General features: G+C 68.4%; 18 protein-coding genes and 2 riboswitches. Of the genes, 7 read left to right on the top strand and 11 right to left on the bottom strand.

All coding sequences use genetic code 11. The features are described 5' to 3' along the window. Positions 1 to 126 precede the first annotated feature (126 nt). Positions 127 to 1,350, top strand: coding sequence for an alpha/beta hydrolase-fold protein (locus ACWCQ1_RS09290; RefSeq protein WP_133046675.1), 1,224 nt, complete (start codon positions 127 to 129; stop codon positions 1,348 to 1,350). Here the strand turns inward: ACWCQ1_RS09290 and ACWCQ1_RS09285 are convergent. The 10 genes from ACWCQ1_RS09285 to ACWCQ1_RS09240 form a co-directional block, all read right to left on the bottom strand. Further along, complete coding sequence (locus ACWCQ1_RS09285; protein ID WP_133046674.1) at positions 1,259 to 1,915, bottom strand: trimeric intracellular cation channel family protein; 657 nt, start codon at positions 1,913 to 1,915, stop codon at positions 1,259 to 1,261. The genes ACWCQ1_RS09290 and ACWCQ1_RS09285 overlap by 92 nt on opposite strands. A gap of 23 nt (positions 1,916 to 1,938) precedes the next feature. Then, the gene (locus tag ACWCQ1_RS09280) at positions 1,939 to 3,330 is read right to left on the bottom strand and encodes a M1 family metallopeptidase (RefSeq protein WP_451026173.1); all 1,392 of its coding nucleotides are present in this window, start codon (positions 3,328 to 3,330) and stop codon (positions 1,939 to 1,941) included. A 190-nt stretch (positions 3,331 to 3,520) separates the two neighbouring features. Beyond that, positions 3,521 to 4,789, bottom strand: a complete 1,269-nt coding sequence (locus tag ACWCQ1_RS09275) for an ABC transporter ATP-binding protein (RefSeq protein WP_358595441.1) — start codon at positions 4,787 to 4,789, stop codon at positions 3,521 to 3,523. Between the two features lie 14 nt (positions 4,790 to 4,803). Continuing rightward, the gene (locus ACWCQ1_RS09270) at positions 4,804 to 5,901 is read right to left on the bottom strand and encodes an ABC transporter ATP-binding protein (protein WP_133046672.1); all 1,098 of its coding nucleotides are present in this window, start codon (positions 5,899 to 5,901) and stop codon (positions 4,804 to 4,806) included. Further along, a complete protein-coding gene (locus tag ACWCQ1_RS09265; protein ID WP_133046671.1) occupies positions 5,898 to 6,896 on the bottom strand; it encodes an ABC transporter permease in 999 nt (332 codons plus the stop codon). Before ACWCQ1_RS09265 ends, ACWCQ1_RS09270 begins: the two co-directional genes overlap by 4 nt. Positions 6,897 to 7,007: 111 nt before the next feature. Beyond that, the gene (locus ACWCQ1_RS09260) at positions 7,008 to 8,798 is read right to left on the bottom strand and encodes an ABC transporter substrate-binding protein (protein ID WP_133046670.1); all 1,791 of its coding nucleotides are present in this window, start codon (positions 8,796 to 8,798) and stop codon (positions 7,008 to 7,010) included. Positions 8,799 to 8,869: 71 nt separating this feature from the next. Continuing rightward, positions 8,870 to 9,877, bottom strand: a complete 1,008-nt coding sequence (locus tag ACWCQ1_RS09255; RefSeq protein WP_133046669.1) for an ABC transporter permease — start codon at positions 9,875 to 9,877, stop codon at positions 8,870 to 8,872. A gap of 313 nt (positions 9,878 to 10,190) precedes the next feature. Continuing rightward, positions 10,191 to 10,949, bottom strand: coding sequence for an enhanced serine sensitivity protein SseB C-terminal domain-containing protein (locus ACWCQ1_RS09250; RefSeq protein WP_133046804.1), 759 nt, complete (start codon positions 10,947 to 10,949; stop codon positions 10,191 to 10,193). Between the two features lie 153 nt (positions 10,950 to 11,102). Then, complete coding sequence (locus ACWCQ1_RS09245) at positions 11,103 to 11,897, bottom strand: enhanced serine sensitivity protein SseB (RefSeq protein ID WP_451026172.1); 795 nt, start codon at positions 11,895 to 11,897, stop codon at positions 11,103 to 11,105. Between the two features lie 122 nt (positions 11,898 to 12,019). After that, on the bottom strand, positions 12,020 to 12,688 hold the full coding sequence (locus tag ACWCQ1_RS09240) for an AAA family ATPase (protein ID WP_358595432.1): 669 nt from the start codon (positions 12,686 to 12,688) through the stop codon (positions 12,020 to 12,022). Between the two features lie 177 nt (positions 12,689 to 12,865). Next, a riboswitch (glycine riboswitch) is annotated at positions 12,866 to 12,975 on the top strand. After that, positions 12,976 to 13,083: riboswitch (glycine riboswitch) on the top strand. A 44-nt stretch (positions 13,084 to 13,127) separates the two neighbouring features. Between ACWCQ1_RS09240 and gcvT the strand changes: the two genes are divergently transcribed. The 6 genes from gcvT (at position 13,128) to ACWCQ1_RS09210 (ending at position 19,227) form a co-directional block, all read left to right on the top strand. Next, a complete protein-coding gene (gcvT, locus tag ACWCQ1_RS09235; protein ID WP_451026171.1) occupies positions 13,128 to 14,246 on the top strand; it encodes a glycine cleavage system aminomethyltransferase GcvT in 1,119 nt (372 codons plus the stop codon). 115 nt (positions 14,247 to 14,361) lie between these two features. After that, on the top strand, positions 14,362 to 14,739 hold the full coding sequence (gene gcvH / locus ACWCQ1_RS09230; protein WP_358595426.1) for a glycine cleavage system protein GcvH: 378 nt from the start codon (positions 14,362 to 14,364) through the stop codon (positions 14,737 to 14,739). 14 nt (positions 14,740 to 14,753) lie between these two features. Then, the gene (glyA, locus tag ACWCQ1_RS09225; RefSeq protein WP_451026170.1) at positions 14,754 to 16,037 is read left to right on the top strand and encodes a serine hydroxymethyltransferase; all 1,284 of its coding nucleotides are present in this window, start codon (positions 14,754 to 14,756) and stop codon (positions 16,035 to 16,037) included. A 56-nt stretch (positions 16,038 to 16,093) separates the two neighbouring features. After that, positions 16,094 to 17,461, top strand: a complete 1,368-nt coding sequence (locus ACWCQ1_RS09220) for an L-serine ammonia-lyase (RefSeq protein ID WP_133046664.1) — start codon at positions 16,094 to 16,096, stop codon at positions 17,459 to 17,461. 252 nt (positions 17,462 to 17,713) lie between these two features. Continuing rightward, positions 17,714 to 18,328, top strand: a complete 615-nt coding sequence (locus ACWCQ1_RS09215) for a type IV toxin-antitoxin system AbiEi family antitoxin domain-containing protein (RefSeq protein ID WP_451026169.1) — start codon at positions 17,714 to 17,716, stop codon at positions 18,326 to 18,328. Next, positions 18,328 to 19,227: a nucleotidyl transferase AbiEii/AbiGii toxin family protein gene (locus ACWCQ1_RS09210; protein ID WP_451026168.1), complete on the top strand. Its 900-nt coding sequence runs from the start codon at positions 18,328 to 18,330 to the stop codon at positions 19,225 to 19,227. The genes ACWCQ1_RS09215 and ACWCQ1_RS09210 overlap by 1 nt, the downstream gene beginning before the upstream one ends. A 570-nt stretch (positions 19,228 to 19,797) precedes the next feature. Here ACWCQ1_RS09210 and ACWCQ1_RS09205 read toward each other — a convergent pair. Then, entirely contained in the window at positions 19,798 to 20,262 is a 465-nt protein-coding gene (locus ACWCQ1_RS09205; protein WP_451026167.1) for a hypothetical protein, read from the bottom strand. Positions 20,263 to 20,534: the final 272 nt, after the last annotated feature.

The following is a 20,534-nucleotide window of genomic DNA, read 5'->3' as shown; positions in this document are numbered from 1 at the left end:
GCGGTAGCTTGCAGCGTTACGGCCGGATGAAGCGCACCCCGCCTCCCGGGTGAGGTTCCGGCAATTTCTTGGTAAGTGTCCGATCCTGTCCGAAACCCGGACCCCCTCCTCCCCCTCTATGGGGACATGAGCCTCACCGGGACTCCGTTCCTCTACACGCTGATCGTGCTGTTCGCGATCGCCCTGATACTGCCTCTTGTCCTGTGGTCGCGGATGCGCGGGCCAAAAGCCCTGCGCGCCGCGGCCCGGATGCTGATGCTGCTGTTCGCGCAGGGGACGGCGGTCGCGCTGGTCTTCGTCCTCGTCAACAACGCCAACAGCCTGTACGACAACTGGGCCGACCTGCTCGGCACCGGCAACCATGTGCAGCAGGCCGCCGACCTCGGCGCCGACGGCACCGGCGGCATAGCACTGAAACGGTTGCCCAAGGTGAAGCAGGACTTCACCGCCGCCAGCGGACCCGGTATGCGGGGCGTGCGCGAGACCCAGCTCAAGGGCCGTATCTCCGGCGTGAACGCCGAGGTCTACGTGTGGACCCCGCCGCAGTACAACGAGGCGAGGTACAAGAACCACAAGTTCCCGGTCGTGGAGCTGCTGCCCGGCTACCCCGGCTCGGCGAAGGCCTGGTTCGGCTCGCTGCACGTGATCCGCGAGCTGGAGCCGCTGATGCGCAGCGGACAGGTCGCCCCGTTCATCCTGGTGGCGCCGCGCACCAACCTGCTGGCGAGCGTCGACACCGGCTGCGCGAACATCCCGGGCACGGTCAACGCGGACAGCTGGCTCAGCATCGACGTGCCGAAGATGGTCATGGACAACTTCCGCGCCGAGCCCGCGCCCCGGGGCTGGGCGACCGCCGGCTACTCGGCGGGCGGGCACTGCGCGGTGAAGCTGGCCGTGGCGCACCCCGACCGCTACATGGGGGCGATCAGCTTCTCCGGCTACAACGACCCGATCGGCGAACGCAACTCGCTCGCCTCGCAGAACCCCACGGTCCGGGCCGAGAACAACCCCTACCTGCTGCTGAAGAAGCGGTTCACCCCGCCCCGGATCGCGCTGTACATGTCCGGCCAGCCGCACGACGGCTACGAGGCCGCCGTCGGCCTCGAACAGATCGCGAAGGCACCGACGACCGTGCACGTCGTCTTCATCCCGAAGAGCGCCGGCGGCCACAACATGGCGCTGTGGCGGCCGCAGGTCGTCCCGGCGTTCCGCTGGCTGTCGCTGGAGATGGGCCAGCACAGGGCGCACCTCGGGGGTACTACTCCTCGCGAACCGTCGACCGGCGGTTCCACGCACGCGGCGCTCGCCAGTGGAACCGCATCGCGAGCAGGCGTAGGACGAAAGCCGTGAGCGCGGCCAGTCCGCTGGTGAGGGGACCGAGGACGTCGTAGCGGATGCAGAGCACGACCATGGTGGCGCCGACCATCGCCGGGACCGCGTACAGGTCGCGGTCCCAGCGCAGCAGCGACGGCACCTCGTTGGCGAGTACGTCCCTGAGCACGCCGCCGCCGACGGCGGTGGCCAGGCCCAGGCAGGCGGACGCGGTGAGGCCCAGCCCGTACTCGTACGCCTTGGTCGTGCCGGCCACGCAGAACAGGCCGAGGCCGGCCGCGTCGAAGACGTTCACCCCGACCTGGATGCGCTCCACCTGCGGGTGCAGGAAGAACACCAGCAGGGCGGCGAGCAGCGGGGTCACGAAGTAGCCGAGGTCGGTGAAGGCGGCGGGCGGCACCGCGCCGATGACCAGGTCCCTGAACAGCCCTCCGCCCAGAGCGGTGACCTCGGCGAGCACGGCGATGCCGAACACGTCGAAGTTCTTGCGGACGGCCAGCAGCGCGCCGGAGATGGCGAACACGAAGATGCCGACGAGGTCGAGCGTGTGCTGGACGGAGGGGCTGAACAGTTGCTGGAGCACCCCACATTCTTACCCGGGCTGTTTCACAGAGCCGGTTTGCCCGTGGTGGAGAGCCACTTCTGGAACAGGTCGCCCAGCTTCTGCCCGGAGACCTTCTCGGCGAGCGCGATGAACTGGGCGGTGTCGGCGTTGCCGTACCGGTGGAGTTTGGTCCAGGTCGGCAGCAGCCGGAAGAACGCCGTGTCGCCGATGCGCTCGCGCAGCGCCTGAAGGGTCATCGCGCCGCGCTGGTAGACCGCGGAGGCGAACATGGTGTCGCGCTGCGGGTCGGCGACGACGGTCTGCCAGAAGGCGCTGTCCGCCGGGCGGGAGTTGTAGGCGGCGAGGAACGAGTCGTGGGCGCTGCGGGTGCCCCGGTGCTCGGCCCACAGCCACTGGGCGTACGTCGCGAAGCCCTCGTTGAGCCAGATGTCCTTCCAGCGCTCCACCGACACCGAGTCGCCGAACCACTGGTGGGCCAGCTCGTGGACGATCGTGGTCTCGTTGCGCACGGCCGAGTAGGCCGGCTTGCTCTGCACCTCCAGCGAGAACCCGACCTGGGGCATGTCGTCGACGATCGCGCCGGTCTCCTCGAAGGGGTAGGGCCCGAAGACCTGCGACCAGTAGTCGGTGGCGGCGGCCGTCACGCCGTACACGTCGACGCTGTTGCTGCCCGCGAGCACCGGGTCGATGGCGACGTAGATCGGAATGCCGGACGGGGTCCGGCCGGTCTTCACGTCGAACTTCCCGATCGTGGCGGTAGCGAGGTAGCTCGCCATCGGCCTGCTCTCGCGCCAGTGGGCGTACGTCGAGCCGTCCTTGTCGTACGTCGAGACCAGCCGGCCGTTGGAGACGCCGGTCAGGCCCTTCGGGGCCTTGATGCGGATGTCGTAGGTGGCCTTGTCGGAGGGGTGGTCGCTGGACGGGAACCAGGTGGAGGCGGCGTTGGGCTCGCAGGCGACGAAGACGCCGTCGGGGGTCTTCATCCAGCCGTAGTCGGAGCCGAACACGATGGGCCCGCTGAGGGGTTCGGGTACGCCGCCGTAGGTGACGGTGACCTTGAAGGTGCGCCCCTTGCGGAGAACTCCCTCGGGCGTGACGTGCAGTTCGTCGCCGTCGCGGGTGAACTCGGCCCGTCTGCCGTTCACTTCGACCCGGGTGACCTCCAGTTTCTGCAGGTCGAGATCGAAGGACGAGAGGGTCTGGGTCGCGCGGGCGGTGAGGGTCGTACGGCCGTCGAGGCGGTCGGTGTCCGGGTTGTACGCCACGTCGAGGTCGTAGTGCCGGCCGTCGAAGCCGCCGTTGCCGAGGTTCGGGAAGTAGGTGTCGCCGATGCCGGGGGCGCCCGGGGTGGGGGCGGGAGAGGCGGCGATGACAAGAAAAGAGGCCGCCGCTGTCGCGAGGGCCCCTAAACGTGCCGAACGGGAGAAGGCCATGGGTCGTCCCTTCGGTGCGTGATCCGATTCAGCCGGATACGCCGACCCTGCCTCCCCCCATTCGGTCATGTACACGACTTTGCCAACTCGTCATGCGCTACTCGCCGGTTGACTCCTGTTCCACGCGGGACACGGGAAGGCCCCGGCAGCCCGTTCGGACTGCCGGGGCCTTCCCGTGGACGAATCCGGCCTACTTCTCGCCGGTCTCCGGCTCGGCGGCCGCGGGCGTCTCGGCGCTCGCGGCGGCTTCCTCGGTCGCCGGGGTCTCGGCGGCTTCCTCGGCCGCGGGGCCCGCCGGGGTCTCCGCGACCTCCGCCGCCACCGCCGCCGACGTCTCCGCCGACTCCGCGAGGACCTCGTCGGCGACCAGTTCGGCCGCCTCCTTGGCCATGGTCAGCAGGACCGTGTCCTGCGGAGCCTGGTCCTCGAAGTTCTCCGGGTGGTGGCAGGCGACCTGCTGGCCGGGCTTCAGCTCGGTGAGCTTCGGCTCGGTGGTCTTGCAGATCTCCGTCGCCTTCCAGCACCGGGTGTGGAAGCGGCAGCCGCTCGGCGGGGAGATCGGCGAGGGCACGTCGCCCTTGAGCAGGATCCGCTCGCTCTTCTCGTTCTTGCGCCGCGGGTCCGGGATCGGCACCGCCGACATCAGCGCCTTGGTGTACGGGTGCATCGGCGCCCTGTACAGCGACTCACGGTCGGCCAGCTCGACGATCTTGCCGAGGTACATCACCGCGATCCGGTCCGAGACGTGCCGGACCACCGAGAGGTCGTGCGCGATGATCACGTACGTCAGGCCCAGCTCCTGCTGGAGGTCGTCCAGCAGGTTGACGACCTGGGCCTGGATCGACACGTCCAGCGCGGACACCGGCTCGTCCGCCACGACCAGCTTCGGGTTCAGGGCGAGCGCGCGGGCGATACCGATGCGCTGGCGCTGACCACCGGAGAACTCGTGCGGATAGCGGTTGTAGTGCTCGGGGTTGAGACCGACCACCGACAGCAGCCGCTGGACCTCCTTCTTCACTCCGCCCTCGGGCTCGACGCCCTGGAGCTTGAAGGGGGCGCCGATGATCGTGCCGATGGTGTGGCGCGGGTTCAGCGAGGAGTACGGGTCCTGGAAGATCATCTGCACGTCGCGGCGCAGCGGGCGCATGCCGCTGACGCCGAGGTGCGTGATGTCCTTGCCCTCGAACTCGACCTTGCCGCCGGTCGGTTCCAGCAGCCGGGTGATCAGCCGGCCCATGGTCGACTTGCCGCAGCCGGACTCGCCCACGACACCGAGGGTCTCACCGGCCCGGACCTCGAAGTCGAGGCCGTCGACGGCGTGCACGGCGCCGACCTGGCGCTGCAGCAGACCCTTCTTGATCGGGAAGTGCTTCTGCAGTCCCGTCACCTTCAGCAGGGTCTCGCCGGCGGCGGCGTCCTTGGTGAGGGTGGCACCGTCGCTCTTCGCGGGAGTGGTCACGGCTTTGTCCTCGCTCACAGCTTCGGCGCAATCTCTTCGGTCCAGATACGCTCCCGCTGCTCCTGCGTCATGTGGCAGGCGGCCCAGTGCTGGCTGCCGACCTCGGTCAGCTCGGGGCGGACCGTGCGGGTGACGTTGTCCTTGGGGACGTCGGCGTACGGGCAGCGCGGGTTGAAGGCGCAGCCGGACGGGACGTTGATCAGCGACGGCGGGGATCCCTTGACCGGGATCAGACGCTCCTGCTGCTCACGGTCCAGGCGCGGCATCGAGCCGAGCAGACCCCAGGTGTAGGGGTGGCGGGGCTCGTAGAACACCTTGTCGGCCGGGCCCCGCTCCACGCAGCGGCCGCCGTACATCACCAGGATGTCGTCGGCCAGCTCGGCGACGACGCCCAGGTCGTGGGTGATGATGATGACCGCGGAGCCGAACTCCTTCTGCAGGTCCCGGATCAGGTCGAGGATCTGCGCCTGGACGGTCACGTCGAGGGCGGTCGTCGGCTCGTCCGCGATCAGCAGCTCGGGGTTGTTCACCAGCGACATCGCGATCATCGCGCGCTGGCGCATACCGCCGGAGAACTCGTGCGGGTAGTTGTCCACCCGCTTGTCGGGCTGCGGGATGCCCACCCGGTCGAGCATCTCGACCGCGCGCTTCTTCGCGGTCTTCTTGTCGACGTTGTGGTGGATGCGGTACGCCTCCACGATCTGCTGGCCGATCGTGTAGTACGGGTGCAGCGCGGACAGCGGATCCTGGAAGATCATCGACATCTCGCGCCCGCGCAGCTTGCGGACCTCGTCCGGGTCGGCGGACAGCAGCTCGGTGCCGTCCAGCCAGATCTCACCGGATATCTGCGCCTTGCGCTTGCCGTACTGACCGGCGGTGTGCAGGCCCATGATGCCGAGCGAGGTCACCGACTTGCCGGAGCCCGACTCGCCCACGATGCCGAGGGTCTTGCCCTTCTCCAGCGTGAAGGAGAGCCCGTCGACGGACTTGACCAGACCGTCGTCGGTCGGGAAGTGCACCTTCAGGTCGCGCACTTCCAGGAAGGACGTCGGGGCGGGGGAGGTGCTCGTGGGCTCGCCCACGGCCGCTCCGCTCTTGCTCAGCTCGGTCATGTGAGCCTCACTCGGGGGTCGATCACGGCGTACAGGACGTCGACCACGAGGTTGGCGATCAGCACCGCGAGAGAAGTGATCAGGGTGACGCCCAGAATGATGGGCAGGTCCTGGGTCTTGATGGCGTTGAGCACCGCCTGGCCGAGGCCGGGCAGGCTGAACGTCGTCTCGGTCAGGATCGCGCCGCCGATGAGGGCGCCGAGGTCCATGCCGAGCATGGTCAGGATGGGGGTCATCGTGGAGCGCATGGCGTGCTTGCTGATGACGACCTGCTCCTTGAGGCCCTTCGCGCGCGCCGTGCGGATGTAGTCCTCACCGAGGATCTCCAGCATGGTGGCGCGGGTGATCCGGGCGTACATCGCCGCGTACAGGAACGCGAGGGTGACCCAGGGCAGGATCATGCCTCCCAGCCAGCCGGAGAAGCTGTCGGTGAGGGGCACGTACTTGCCGTCGATCCAGCCGAGGCCGTAGCTGAAGATCGCGAGCGACAGCAGACCCGTGAAGTAGATCGGGAGGGAGACGCCGCTGAGCGCGATGACCATCGCGCCGCGGTCCCACAGGCTGCCCCGCTTGAGGGCGGAGAGCACACCGGCCGCGACACCGAAGACCAGCCACAGCACGGCGGCACCGAGCGCCAGACCCAGGGTCACCGGGAAGCGGTCGGTGAGCACGGGCCAGACGTCCTGCTCGGTACGGAACGAGTAGCCGAAGCAGGGCGCGGCGCAGTGGGTGACATCGCCGCCGGCCGCGTAGGTGCGGCCCACGAAGATGCCCTTGAAGAAGTGCCAGACCTGAACGAAGATCGGGTCGCTCAGTCCGAGCTTCTCGCGCACCGCTGCCACCGACGCGGGGTCGGCCTGCTTGCCCACGAAGCTTGAGGCGATGTCCACGCCCGCCCACTTGGGGACGAGGAAGAAGATGCAGAAGACCACCAGGATGATGACCACCAGCATCACTGCGGCGGCGAAGAGCCGCCTGATGAGGTAAGCGAGCACAGCTAACGGCCCGCCGCAGGACCGCGGGCCCCCGGAGGTCTTCCGGTGGCCCACGGTCCCGCCGCGCCGGCCTTCACCTGCCTTTCGTGCCGTTCGGCGGGTGTGCCGGGTTTACTTCGTGGACTTCAGACCGAGGTTGACGAAGTCGTAGTAGCCGCTGTACGCGTTCGACGTGTAGACGTTGCCGACACGCGAGGAACGGAAGTTCAGCAGCCGCTCGAAGGTGAAGGGCAGGTAGTACGCGCCCTCGCTCACCTTGTGGTTGATCTGCGTGGCGATCTGCGTCTTGCCGGCCTCGTCCTGCGTGGTGGTGTACTGGTCGAACAGGCCGTCGATCGTCTTGTCCTTGATCATGGCGAAGTTGTTGTTGCCGCTCTGCAGGATGTAGTGGCTGTTCCACAGCGGCAGGCCGTAACCCTGGACGGTCGGGAAGTCCGGACCCCAGCCCATGATGATGATGCCGAGCTTCTTCTTCTCCACGTTCGCCGGGGCGCCGATGATGCCGGAGCTCTGCGAACCGTCGTACTGGTAGATGTCGGCGTTGATGCCGACCTTCTTCAGCGACGCCTGCAGGGACGTGGCCGTGGCCACCTCCTGCGCCTTGTTGTTGCGGACGGCGATGGTGGTCTTGAAGCCGTTCGGCTGACCGCAGGCCTTGAGCTCCTGCTTGGCCAGGTTGACGTTGCCGTTCTTGTTGGCACCGGCGATCTGGTACGGGTCGTACTTCTGGCCCTCGCCACCCGAGACGGACGGCGGGAGCATGTTGGTGCCGATGTCACCACCGGCGACCGGGCCACCGCGCGCGGTCTGGATCGACACGTGGTCGGCCGCGTAGATGACGGCCTTGCGGCAGTGGATGTTGTCGAACGGCTTGACCGTCTGCGGGAAGACCGCGTAGCGGATGAAGCCGGAGACCGGGTTGTCCAGGTTGCCCTTGTGCTGCTTCAGGGCGATCTGGCGCGCCTGCGGGCCGAGGCCCGTCTGGCTGGCGTCGATGTCGTAGTCGCCGTTGATCAGACGCTGGTCGGAGTCGTTCTGGTTGGACGAGATGTCCAGCGTGATCTTGTCCGGGTACGCCTTGCGGACGGGGTCCGAGGACGCCTTCCAGCTGGTGTTGCGGACCAGGACCAGGCCCTTGCCCGGGCTGTACGACTGGAACTTGTACGGGCCGGAGGAGAAGGGGTGCAGCGTGTACTTGGCCTTGGTGTCCTTGTCCTGGCGGACCGGGGAGGACGCGACCATCGCCAGCACCTCGGGGAAGTCCGAGTTGGGCTTCGGCAGGTGGAAGACGATCGTCTTGGCGTCGGGCGTGGAGATCGCCTTCAGGCCGAGCTTGTCCGCGGAGGTGTCCTTGTAGGGACCCTTGTAGGTGTTGTTCGGGTCGAGCATCTGCTGGATGTAGATCGGACCGCCGGACAGCACGTCCTGCGCCCAGACACGCTCGATGCCGTACTTGACGTCCTGGGAGGTGATCGGCTTGCCGTCCTCCCACGTGATGCCGTCCCGCAGGTGCAGCGTGTAGGTCTTGCCGCCGTCGGTGACCTCGGGCATGGCGGTGGCGAGGTCCGGGGTGAGCTTGGCACCCTCGGCACCCGGCGCGGTCTTGTACGTCAGCAGCTGACGGCTGTAGTAGCGCGCGAAGTCCCACATGAAGCCGTAGTAGCCGCGCGTGGTGTCCCAGAAGTCGGCGTCCTGGGTGCTGACGAACTTCAGGGTGCCGCCCTTCTTGACCTGATCGGCCTGGGCGACCTTGTTGTTCGCGGCGTCGAAGCCGGCGGCGCCGGACGACGAGCCCCCGTTGTCGTTGCCGCCGCCGCACGCTGCCAAGGTCAGCAGCCCGGCGACCGCGGCAGCAGCGGCCAACGCCTGCTTACGCCGCCCTGAGGTGCGTTGGGTAGTCACGATCTCGGATCCTCCGGATTTGATGAGAGACCCCGTGTTGGTGCCACGGGACGCTTGTGCGGTACGGCGGTTCAGCGGGAGCCCTTCGGGTCGAGCGCGTCCCGCACGCCGTCGCCGAAGAGGTTGAAGGCCAGAACGGTGATGAAGATCGCTACACCCGGGACGATCATGTACATGGGGTCCGAGTCGTAGTAGTCGATCGCCGTCGAGAGCATCTGCCCCCAGGACGAGGTGGGCGGCTTGACGCCCACGCCCAGGAAGCTCAGTGCCGCTTCGGTCAGGATGTTGGTGGGGATCATCATCGTCGTGTAGACGATGATCGGGGCGACGAGGTTGGGCAGCAGCTCCTTGAACAGGATGTAGAACCGCCCCGCGCCCAGGGACCGGGCCGCCTCGACGTACTCGCGCTCGCGCATCGAGAGGGTCTGACCGCGCACCACGCGTCCGATGTAGGGCCAGCCGAAGAAGCCGATGACCAGGATCATCACGAACACGCGCACGCTGGAGCCGCTCAGCCCGAGCATCTGGTCCGGCATGACGGAGACCAGCGCGATGATGAAGAGGAGCTGGGGGAAGGCCAGCAGACCGTCCATGACGCGGCTGATGACCGAGTCGACCCAGCCGCCGAAGAAGCCGGCCAGGATGCCGAGCACCGTGCCGAGGACGACGGCGACGATCGCGGACAGGAAGCCGACCAGCAGCGAGATCCGGGCGCCGTAGAGGATGCGGGCGAAGATGTCGCGGCCGTTGACCGGTTCGACGCCCAGCCAGTGGGTGCCGCTGACGCCGCCGAGCGACCCCTTGGGGGTGCTGAAGAGCGGGTCGATCAGGCTCTCGTGGTAGGCGTCCGGGTCCTGGCCGTACAGGCTGGCGATCAGGGGCGCGAACACCGCGACCACGATGAGCAGGAGCACGATGATGCCGCCCGCCAGGGCGAGCTTGTCCCGCTTCAGGCGCTCCCAGGCGATCCGGCCCAGGGAGCGTCCCTGTACGGCCTTCGCGTCGGCGCTGGCGACCGCCGCTTCCTCGGCCGCGCTCGGGGCCGCTTCCGCGGTCGGCTCGTGCAATGGTGCCGTCATCAGGCAGGGACCCCTCTTCGATTTCAACCGGCGGTAGCCGGCCCGCACTTGCCGCTGTGGCGGCGTGATCAGTCCTCGTACACGGGGACGAAGTCCCCTGGAGCGGGAGTCTTCAACGCTTTGGCGATCTGTTGCCAGACTTGGCGGTGAAAGGATGCGTAAACGTGATGCGGGCTGCAGGGTTCCGTTATCCGGACAGTGGGTAACGGGGGGCGGACGGGTTCATTTCGGACATTCAGCACATCAAAGGATCTTACGGCGCCATCTACGCGCGCAGATCGCCAGAGGTCCGGTCTGGACCAGAAGACGAGTATCAGTATGCGCCGTGCGCCGGCGGATAGCCGTATCCGGCTGCCGGGGCCTGGGCGGGCGCGGGCGCGTGGGCCTCGCGGTCGTAGAACGGGCGGGCGCTCGCCCGCATCCACAGCGCGACGGGGTCGTACTCGTCGGACATCGCGACGGTCGACACGGGCAGGCCGTCGGGGACCGCGCCGATGGACTGCTGCATCATCGCCCGCACCGAGTCCACGGCGGGCGGACTGGTGTCGTAGACGTCGAGGCCGATGGCGAGATACGGCGCCCCGAGCGCCGGCTGCACCCAGGCGCGGCGCAGCGAGCGGACGGCCGGGGTGCGGTGGGCGTTCTGCGTGAGCAGGGCGTAGAACTGCGGGATCTCGATGGTCGGCTCCTGCAGCCGCAGCGGGCCGGCGGGCTGGCGCTCCAGGCCGGTGGCGATACGGCGCAGATCCGGCCAGGGGATGCCGACGCCGCCGCCGGGTGCGTGCGGGTTGAGCCAGAGGCCGAAGTGGTCGGGGTAGAGGGTGCGGGCCACGTCGATCCCGTCGACCACCTCGTAGGAGCGGTTCCAGCCGCTGGCGGAGAGTTCCTGGGCCGAGGTGACGCACGGGGCGTAGCCGTAGCCGTCCACTTCCATGTTTCCGTACTGGGCGTCCGGAGCGCCCGCCTGGCCGTGCCACAGGAGCATCCAGATCTGGCCCTGGCCAGGGGTGGCGAGCGCCCTGAGCAGTGCCTCGTAGGCGTCGTAGCGCCCGGGCGTCACCTGGCGCAGCATCTGCTCGACGCCGCCGCTGAGGCTCGCGCTCACCTGACGTACCGCCCCTTCGAAGAGTTGCCCCGCATTGGGTGACAGCTTAAGCGCCTGGCTGCTCGGGGCCCGTTGTGCGTGCGCGAGCCCAGGTGCGGCGTTGCCCCCGCCGCCGGCGGCCTAAAAGTGATCCCTCGTATAGAAAGGGCGTACGCGGTCGCGCATCCAGACGGCCACCGGGTCGTCGGTCACGTCCAGGAGGACCAGGTTGACCGGCCACTGGGTGGGGATCCTGGTCACCGCCCGGCCGAGGGCCGCCAGCGGAAGCGCCCTCAGGTCGCCCTCGCGCTGCGAGAGTTCGACGCCCACGAACATCACCGGGTCCGCCGTCTCGATCGCGGCGAGGCAGCGGCGGGCCGTGGCCACCACGCCGACGGCGGCGAACTCCTCGGAGGCCGCGGCCAGGAAGTCGATCGGGTCGTCCTGCCAGTCCGGCTCGTAGAGCTTGACGCGGCCGCCGGAGGCGGGGCCGTCCAGGGCGGTGCGGCCGACGCGGCACAGCTCGGCGACCGCGGCCGGCGGAAGGGGGATGCCGACGACGCCGTCGGGGTTGACCGCGAGGCCCACCTGCGGGGGCAGACCGCGGGCGAACTCGACGGCCGGGGCGACGGTGTACGACAGATGGCCGCCGACGACCTGGCGGAACTGTTCCTCGGAGCTGAAGACCGGGACGTAGGCCTGGCCCTCGATCTCCAGCGTGGGCACGTCGAGGGGACCGCTGAGCGGACCGCCGCCGTTGGGCAGCGGGATCCACAGGAAGCTGCGGCCGAGCACCTCGATGATCCGGCCGCCCGCGGAGGGGATGCCGAGGGAGGCCGAGAGCACCTCCTCCAGCTCGTTGCCCGGCCAGCCGCCGTGCGGATGGGGGTGTGCCTGGGCGGGAAAGTCCGCGGGGAGATCCGCTGGGAAGTCCATCTGTGTCCGACCGTCTGCTGGGAACCACTGCTATGACCGGAAAGGCTAGCGGGTGGGACCGGCAAGGGGTCAGCCCGTGAAGCCGATCCGGGTGAGGCCGCATGGGCGGGACCGACGCGGGGTCAGCCCGTGAAGCCGATCCTGGCGACGGCGTCCGCAGCGTCCCGGTCGAGCAGGACCGCCGAGCCGACGCCCTCGGGCAGCTCGCCCCGCTCCACGGACCGGATTAGCCGTGCGGCCGCCGTGCGGTGGCGCAGGAAGGCGTAGCGGGAGACACCCCGGCCACGCTCGCGCTGGCCCGCCAGCGCCGCGTCCGGCGTGACGTCCAGGAGCAGCAGGTGCAGCGTGCCGCCGCGGCGGCGGGCCTCGCGGGCCAGCCAGCCGCGGACCCAGGACTGCGTACCGCAGTCGTGCACGACGACTCCCTCGCCGCCGCGCACGGCCCGGCGCAGACCGGCGTAGTGGGCGAGGCGGACCAGGGGGCGGTAGAGCGCGTACGGCAGCGCGGCCGGCAGCCGGCGCTCCCAGCGGTCACGGGCGTCCTGGGAGTCGACGCGGGCGCCCCTGACCGCGCGGGCCATCAGCGTGGACTTGCCGCTGCCGGGCAGGCCGGTGACGACGACGAGGTCACGGGGTCCGAAGAGCAGGGCGTGCGGACTGCGGCCGGAGCGGTCGCGCAGATCGCGGACGACGGGGGCCGGGAGCTCGTCGCACCGCTCGCGGGCCGGGGCCGAGGGCTGCCGGGGCAGCGTGAGAGCCGAGGTCGTGGCGTACGCCGTGGGCCTGTTCACCGTGATCGTCCTCCCTGCGGGGTCAGGAAAGCTTCTCCCCACTGAATGTAAAGAGAAGGTAATGCACGGTGTCTCGCGGTTCCGTTCGGTTCCGGCCACAGGCCCGTCACAAAGAGCGGTCTGACGCGAGCGGACGAGGCGTGCAATGATGTGCGCGCCAACTGCATACCGGCCGTTTGAATCCGCGCGGGAGAGTCCCCAGTACGCGAGTACGTCTGCGTCGCTGGGGCGCCGAAGGAGCAAGTCCCTCCCTTGAATCTCTCAGGCCCCGTTACCGCGCGGGCGAGGCACATCTGAAAAGCGGGCCGCCGTGCGGTGGCCCCACCCACGGTGCAAGCCCGGTCATTCGCGTGATCAGGGCGAACCTCTCAGGTACCGATGACAGATGGGGAGGAATGACCTCGCCCTGTCCCGTCATGCCCTGGGAGACGACCGTCCGATGAGCAGCACCGAACTCCGCCGTACCGCGCTCGATGCCCTGCATCGTTCGCTGGGTGCGACGATGACCGACTTCGCCGGCTGGGACATGCCGCTGCGCTACGGCTCCGAGCGCGACGAGCACCTGGCCGTGCGCACCCGGGCCGGCCTCTTCGACCTCTCCCACATGGGCGAGATCACCGTCACCGGCCCGCAGGCCGCCGCCCTGCTGAACCACGCCCTGGTCGGGAACATCGCGTCCGTCGCCGTGGGCCGCGCCCGCTACACCATGATCTGCCGGGCCGACGGCGGGATCCTGGACGACCTGATCGTCTACCGGCTCGCCGAGACCGAGTACCTGGTCGTCGCCAACGCCTCCAACGCCCAGGTCGTGCTGGACGCGCTGACCGAGCGCGCGGCCGGCTTCGACGCCGAGGTGCGCGACGACCGGGACGCCTACGCCCTCATCGCCGTCCAGGGACCCGAGTCGCCCGGGATCCTGAAGTCCCTCACCGATGCCGACCTCGACGGCCTCAAGTACTACGCGGGCCTGCCCGGCACGGTCGTCGGCGTCCCCGCGCTGATCGCCCGCACCGGCTACACCGGCGAGGACGGCTTCGAGCTGTTCGTGAAGCCCGAGCACGCCGTCGAGCTGTGGCAGGCGCTGAGCAAGGCGGGCGAGGCCGCCGGCCTGGTCCCCTGCGGGCTGTCCTGCCGGGACACCCTGCGCCTGGAGGCGGGCATGCCGCTGTACGGGCACGAGCTCAGCACCGCGCTGACGCCCTTCGACGCCGGGCTCGGGCGGGTGGTGAAGTTCGACAAGGAGGGCGACTTCGTGGGCCGCGAGGCGCTCGCCGAGGCCGCCGCCCGCGCCCAGGAGGACCCGCCGCGCGTCCTGGTCGGCCTGATCGCCGAGGGCCGCCGCGTCCCGCGCGCCGGGTACCCGGTCGTGGCCGGCGGCGAGGTGATCGGCGAGGTCACCTCCGGCGCCCCCTCCCCCACGCTGGGCAGGCCGATCGCGATGGCGTACGTCGACGCGGCCCACTCGGCGCCCGGCACGCTCGGGGTCGGTGTGGACATCCGAGGCAGCCACGAGCCGTACGAGGTCGTGGCACTGCCCTTCTACAAGCGCCAGAAGTAGAGACTGTGCGGGGGCGGTCCCGCTTCGGGGTCCCGCCCGCCTTCCCGCCGCCCGTCCACGTCCCCAGCAGTCCCCCGGCATTTCTCATCACCCCGCGTACAGGAGAATTCAGGCCATGAGCAACCCCCAGCAGCTGCGCTACAGCAAGGAGCACGAGTGGCTGTCGGCCGCCGAGGACGGCGTCTCGACGGTCGGCATCACCGAGTTCGCGGCCAACGCGCTCGGCGACGTCGTCTACGCCCAGCTTCCCGAGGTGGGCTCCGCCGTGACTGCGGGCGAGACCTGCGGCGAACTGGAGTCGACCAAGTCGGTCAGCGACCTGTACTCCCCCGTCACCGGTGAGGTCACCGAGATCAACGAGGACGTGGTGAACGACCCGTCCCTGGTCAACTCGGCCCCCTTCGAGGGCGGCTGGCTCTTCAAGGTGCGCGTCACCGAGGAGCCCGTCGACCTGCTCTCCGCCGACGAGTACACCGCCCAGAACGCCGGCTGAGGAGTCGAGGCCGCATGACCGTCCTGAACACGTCCCTGCACGAGCTCGACCCGGAGATCGCCGCCGCGGTCGACGACGAACTCGTGCGCCAGCAGTCCACCCTCGAGATGATCGCCTCGGAGAACTTCGCTCCGCTCGCGGTCATGGAGGCGCAGGGCTCGGTCCTCACCAACAAGTACGCGGAGGGCTACCCGGGCCGCCGCTACTACGGCGGCTGCGAGCACGTCGACGTCGCCGAGCAGATCGCCATCGACCGTCTCAAGGCGCTGTTCGGCGCCGAGTACGCCAACGTCCAGCCCCACTCCGGCGCCTCCGCCAACCAGGCCGCCCTGTTCGCGCTGGCCCAGCCCGGCGACACCATCCTCGGGCTCGACCTCGCCCACGGCGGCCACCTCACCCACGGGATGCGGCTGAACTTCTCCGGCAAGCAGTTCGACGTGGTCGCCTACCACGTGGACCCGGCGACCGGACTCGTCGACATGGCCGAGGTGGAGAAGCTGGCCAAGGAGCACCGGCCGAAGGTGATCATCGCCGGATGGTCGGCGTACCCGCGGCAGCTGGACTTCGCCGAGTTCCGCCGGATCGCGGACGAGGTCGAGGCGTACCTGTGGGTCGACATGGCGCACTTCGCGGGGCTGGTGGCGGCGGGGCTGCACCCGAACCCGGTGCCGTACGCCGACGTCGTCACCTCCACCACGCACAAGACGCTCGGCGGTCCGCGCGGCGGCATCATCCTCGCCCGCGGCAAGGACTTCGCGAAGAAGCTGAACTCCTCCGTCTTCCCGGGCTTCCAGGGCGGTCCGCTGGAGCACGTGATCGCGGCGAAGGCGGTGTCCTTCAAGGTCGCGGCGAGCGAGGAGTTCAAGGAGCGCCAGCGGCGTACGGTGGACGGTGCGCGCATCCTCGCCGAGCGGCTGACGGCGGCCGACGCCCGAGAGGCCGGGGTGAACGTCCTGTCCGGCGGCACGGACGTGCATCTGATCCTCGTCGACCTGCGCGAGTCAGCGCTGGACGGACAGCAGGCCGAGGACCGTCTCCACGAGGTCGGCATCACGGTCAACCGCAACGCCGTCCCCGACGACCCGCGGCCGCCGATGGTGACCTCGGGGCTGCGGATCGGTACGCCGGCCCTGGCGACCCGCGGCTTCACGGCCGAGGACTTCACCGAGGTCGCGGACGTCATCGCCGAGACGCTGAAGGCGCCCTCTCCCTTCGGGAAGGACGACGTGGAGGCGCTGAAGGCCCGGGTGAAGGCGCTTGCCGACAAGCACCCGCTGTACCCGGGTCTGAACAAGTAGTTCCCCGGTGGGGGCACCCGACGACGTGTGCCCCCACCCTTTTCGGAGGAGTTCCCGTGGCCATCTCGGTCTTCGACCTGTTCTCGATCGGCATCGGCCCGTCGAGCTCCCACACGGTGGGACCGATGCGTGCGGCCCGCATGTTCGCCCGCCGCCTGGCCAACGAGGAGCTGCTGGGCTCCGTCGCGTCCGTGCGTTCCGAGCTCTACGGCTCCCTGGGCGCGACCGGCCACGGCCACGGCACCCCCAAGGCGGTGCTGCTCGGCCTGGAGGGCGTCTCCCCGCGGACGGTGGACGTCGAGACGGCGGACGACCGGGTGGAGCAGATCAAGGAGTCGGGCCGTATCCGGCTGCTCGGCAGGCACGAGATCCCGTTCTCCTTCGACGACGACCTGAAGCTGCACCGCCGCAAGGCCCTGCCGTACCACGCCAACGGCATGACGCTCTGGGCGTACGACGCCTCGGGCGCCGAGCTGCTGTCGAAGACGTACTACTCGGTGGGCGGCGGGTTCGTCGTCGACGAGGACGCGGTGGGCGCGGACCGGATCAAGCTGGACGACACCGTGCTGAAGTATCCTTTCCGCACCGGTGACGAGCTGTTGCGCCTGACCAACGAGACCGGTCTGTCGATCTCCTCGCTGATGCTGGAGAACGAGCGCGCCTGGCGCACGGAGGACGAGATCCGGGCCGGCCTGCTGGAGATCTGGCGGGTCATGCGGGAGTGCGTGGCGCGCGGAATGTCCCGGGAGGGCATCCTGCCGGGCGGTCTGAAGGTCCGCCGCCGGGCCGCCGTCTCCGCCCGTCAGCTCCGGGCCGAGGGCGAGCCGTTGGCACACGCCATGGAGTGGATCACGCTCTACGCGATGGCCGTCAACGAGGAGAACGCGGCGGGCGGCCGCGTGGTGACCGCCCCGACGAACGGCGCCGCGGGCATCATCCCGGCCGTGCTGCACTACTACATCAACTTCGTGCCGGGCGCCGATGAGGACGGGGTGGTGCGCTTCCTGCTGGCCGCTGGCGCGATCGGCATGCTCTTCAAGGAGAACGCGTCCATCTCCGGCGCCGAGGTCGGCTGCCAGGGCGAGGTCGGCTCGGCCTGCTCGATGGCGGCGGGCGCGCTGGCCGAGGTGCTCGGCGGCTCGCCCGAACAGGTCGAGAACGCGGCCGAGATCGGCATGGAACACAACCTCGGCCTCACCTGCGACCCGGTCGGCGGCCTGGTCCAGATCCCCTGCATCGAGCGCAACGGCATGGCCGCGGTGAAGGCGGTCACGGCGGCGAAGATGGCGATGCGCGGCGACGGCTCCCACAAGGTGTCCCTGGACAAGGTCATCAAGACGATGAAGGACACGGGGGCGGACATGTCCGTCAAGTACAAGGAAACGGCGCGGGGCGGGCTCGCGGTGAACATCATCGAGTGCTGAGGCAACAGGCCCTGACCAGCGCATTCGTTTCTTTCAGTGCTGTCGGGGCCTTCCCTGCTTACGCGGCGGAGAGTCCCCGAAATGTCCCTGAGACAGACGTGAAAGTCCCTGAAAAGTCCCCAGGAAGTCCCCATGGAAGGGGCTCTTGACCTACGGGTTCGCGGTGTGTGATCAACACCGGATACAGCGCTCACCCACACTAGAAGTATTAAATCGATCCCCTGGGTCCACCTGAGGGGTACGATTCGATACATGGACGCTGCGGAAAACTCACGCCTGGAACAGCGGCTGGCCGACCTCTCCCCCACATTCACGACGGCGCAAGCACGTCAGGCCCTGCTCTCCCCCCGCGATCTGGCGCAATTGGTCGCAGAAGCTCGGATAGACGAACTATCCCGTGGGGTGTACCGGCGGGCAGACGCGCCGGAGACGGCCCACGCGGATCTGCTGGCCGTGTGCGCACGGGCCCCTCGCGCCGTCGTGTGCGGTGAGTCCGCCCTGGCCCTGCATGAGCTGATCGACGACATCCCCGCAGCAGTACACATCGCCGTGCCGCGCGGTACACGCCGCCCGACGATTTCCTACCCGCCGACCGTGGTGGCGCAGTACGCCGTGAAGACCTTCGACCTCGGTATCGAACGGTTCGAAGCAGCCCCGGGAGAGACCATCCCCATGTACAACGCAGCCCGCAGCGTCGTCGACGCGATGCGCCACCGCAGCCGCTTCGGTGAAACCCTCGCCCTGTCCGCGCTCGGCCGCTACCTGCGCCGGAGCGGACGCGGCGGGGTCGGCGAAATCCAGCAAATCGCACGCGAGTTGGAGGCTCTCTCCGTCGTCCGCCCCGCCGTAGAGGCGGTGCTCGCCTGATGGCCAACCCCACCCGCGACACAACCGCCGGCCGCGTCTACGACGACCTGCGCAACCTGGCCCGCCGCAACAGCCGGTCCACGGACGAGGTCATGGTGGAGTACGTCCTTGAAAGGTTCCTCTTCCGTCTGGCCTCATCGCCCCTGGGCCGGGAGCACTTCGTCCTCAAGGGCGGCCTGCTGCTCGCCCAGTTCGGCGCACGTCGAATGACCCGCGACATCGACATCCTCGGTCGATCGTTCCCAGGCACAGAAACCGAGATCATCCACAGGATCGCGGCCATCGCCGCCACCGAGAGCGACGACGGCGTCGTATTCGATCCCGCGACGCTCAAGACCGTCCCTATCCGCGAGGAGGATGAGTACCACGGTCTGCGTCTGTCCATGACTGCCTCCATCGCCCGGGCCCGGCTCAAGCTCCAACTGGACGTCAGCTTCGGCGACCCCGTCACGCCCGGTCCTCGGCTCATCGACTACCCGCAACAGCTCAAGGAGGAAAGCTTCCAGATCTTCGGCTACCCACTGATCACCGTCATCGCCGAGAAACTCTCCACCGCCGTCTCACTCGGCGACCTCAACACCCGCGACCGCGACTACGGCGACCTCTACCGCTTGCTCACCCTCAACGACCTGGACGGCCAAGAACTCACCACAGCACTGACCGCTACCGCCACACACCGCGGCATCACTCTGAAACCGCTCAGCTCCACCATCACCGACCTCGGCGAGCGCCGCCAGACGTCCTACACCGCCTGGCGCCGCCGACAAGGCCCCGCCGCAACCAGCTACCCCGAACGCCTCACGGACGTCGTCCGGCAGGTCACCGCCTTCGCAGACACACTTCTCAACGGCGACGCCATCACCCTGACTTGGAGAGCGGCGACCCTCACGTGGTCATGAACGGGACCTGACCGACCGCAGGCCTTCGTGGCAAACTCGGGACCCACGCATTACGAGCCCGTGAGCGATCGTGCCGCGTGGTGCCCGGTCGCGCTGCTGAGTGACGTTTTTCCTGATCAGACGGGCGGCAAAGAGCCGGCGCACCGAGGTTGTCGTCTTCTCACAGACGGCGAGAATTCTTACAGCAATTGTCTGCCACCCCGTGGTTGGCTCCACTCGAAATCCGCGTCAGGGTAGTGTGCGGCGGCAACCGAGGCGGTTCAGGTAGAGGACTGCGTACCGGCCGTCCTAACGTCGGCAGCGTCGCTGCGGTGCGGTGCAGGTTCAGCAGTACCGGCCGGCCAACCGGCCGACAGACGAGGCAATCCAGAACCGTCCATCCCGCCACGAAAGATCGAGGTTGAGCGCGATAACCGTGCTGCTGCCCCGACCTCGGCCGCGAACCCCAGCACTCATGACGCCCGGGGAACTCGCTCAGGACCTCACCCTCTGGGTACCGCTCGTATTTTTACTGCGCACCCGGCACTGCTTCTTCTCGGCTCACAGGGCCCGGTCTCCAGGTGCCCACGATCAAGGAGAAGCTTCACGTGACGGGTCCTCCCAGGAGGGGACCACGGGGACGTTCCAGCCTCTCAGCATCGCCAGGATCTCCGCCCGGGTCTTCCGCCAGGCGAACCGGACGGCGCGGTCGAGCACTTCCTCACTGTCCAGGAAGAACTCCAAGAAAGCGTGGTAGGCCGTGGTGACCAGCCAACCCGTAGGGTCTTCCTCGAGCGCCTCGATGAACTCGAAGCAACGCTCGAGAAGTTCCTTCTGTTCCGCGTCGAGCTCGGGAGACCTCATCAAGGGCTTGAGCAGAGGGTAAATCAGCACATTTGACAGGAAATTCATCGGATGAATATCGAGTTGTTCCCAGTGAGTTACCTGCGATGCACGCAACCCCTCACGCTCGGCCTCCTCCTCGAGGAAAGGATTCACTTCCGGGACCAGCCGCACAAGCTGCACGACCAGATCGTCGGAGGAGATTCCCTGCACGATCACGCTCCTTCACTCGTGCTGATAATACCGCGCCAAAAAGTCCCTGGCGTGACTCAAAGTGAGTCCGGATATGCCATAACTGCAGGTCGAATCCATGATCAACAGCCGTCCACATGCACGTGAAGCACAAGGAGACGGCATGGGGCGGGCTCGCGGTGAACATCATCGAGTGCTGAACTCCCCTTTGCCGTACGGAAGTCGACGTTCCCCTTAGGTCTACCGCTCAGTAACCCCCTGCCCGTACGCTTCGGCCAACTCGGCCAAGGTGA

Source organism: Streptomyces sp. NPDC002144 (assembly GCF_053593695.1).
Note: the sequence above shows the minus strand (reverse complement) of the source record. Positions and strands in the feature narration are given on the sequence as shown.

Coding starts and splice junctions, on each gene's coding strand:
- ACWCQ1_RS09255 (WP_133046669.1), bottom strand. CDS start 9,877: ATGACGGCACCATTGCACGAGCCGACCGCGGAAGCGGCCCCGAGCGCG.
- glyA (WP_451026170.1), top strand. CDS start 14,754: ATGACCGTCCTGAACACGTCCCTGCACGAGCTCGACCCGGAGATCGCC.
- gcvH (WP_358595426.1), top strand. CDS start 14,362: ATGAGCAACCCCCAGCAGCTGCGCTACAGCAAGGAGCACGAGTGGCTG.
- ACWCQ1_RS09245 (WP_451026172.1), bottom strand. CDS start 11,897: ATGGACTTCCCAGCGGATCTCCCCGCGGACTTTCCCGCCCAGGCACAC.
- ACWCQ1_RS09290 (WP_133046675.1), top strand. CDS start 127: ATGAGCCTCACCGGGACTCCGTTCCTCTACACGCTGATCGTGCTGTTC.
- ACWCQ1_RS09270 (WP_133046672.1), bottom strand. CDS start 5,901: ATGACCGAGCTGAGCAAGAGCGGAGCGGCCGTGGGCGAGCCCACGAGC.
- ACWCQ1_RS09250 (WP_133046804.1), bottom strand. CDS start 10,949: ATGCTGCGCCAGGTGACGCCCGGGCGCTACGACGCCTACGAGGCACTG.
- ACWCQ1_RS09215 (WP_451026169.1), top strand. CDS start 17,714: ATGGACGCTGCGGAAAACTCACGCCTGGAACAGCGGCTGGCCGACCTC.
- gcvT (WP_451026171.1), top strand. CDS start 13,128: ATGAGCAGCACCGAACTCCGCCGTACCGCGCTCGATGCCCTGCATCGT.
- ACWCQ1_RS09210 (WP_451026168.1), top strand. CDS start 18,328: ATGGCCAACCCCACCCGCGACACAACCGCCGGCCGCGTCTACGACGAC.
- ACWCQ1_RS09280 (WP_451026173.1), bottom strand. CDS start 3,330: ATGGCCTTCTCCCGTTCGGCACGTTTAGGGGCCCTCGCGACAGCGGCG.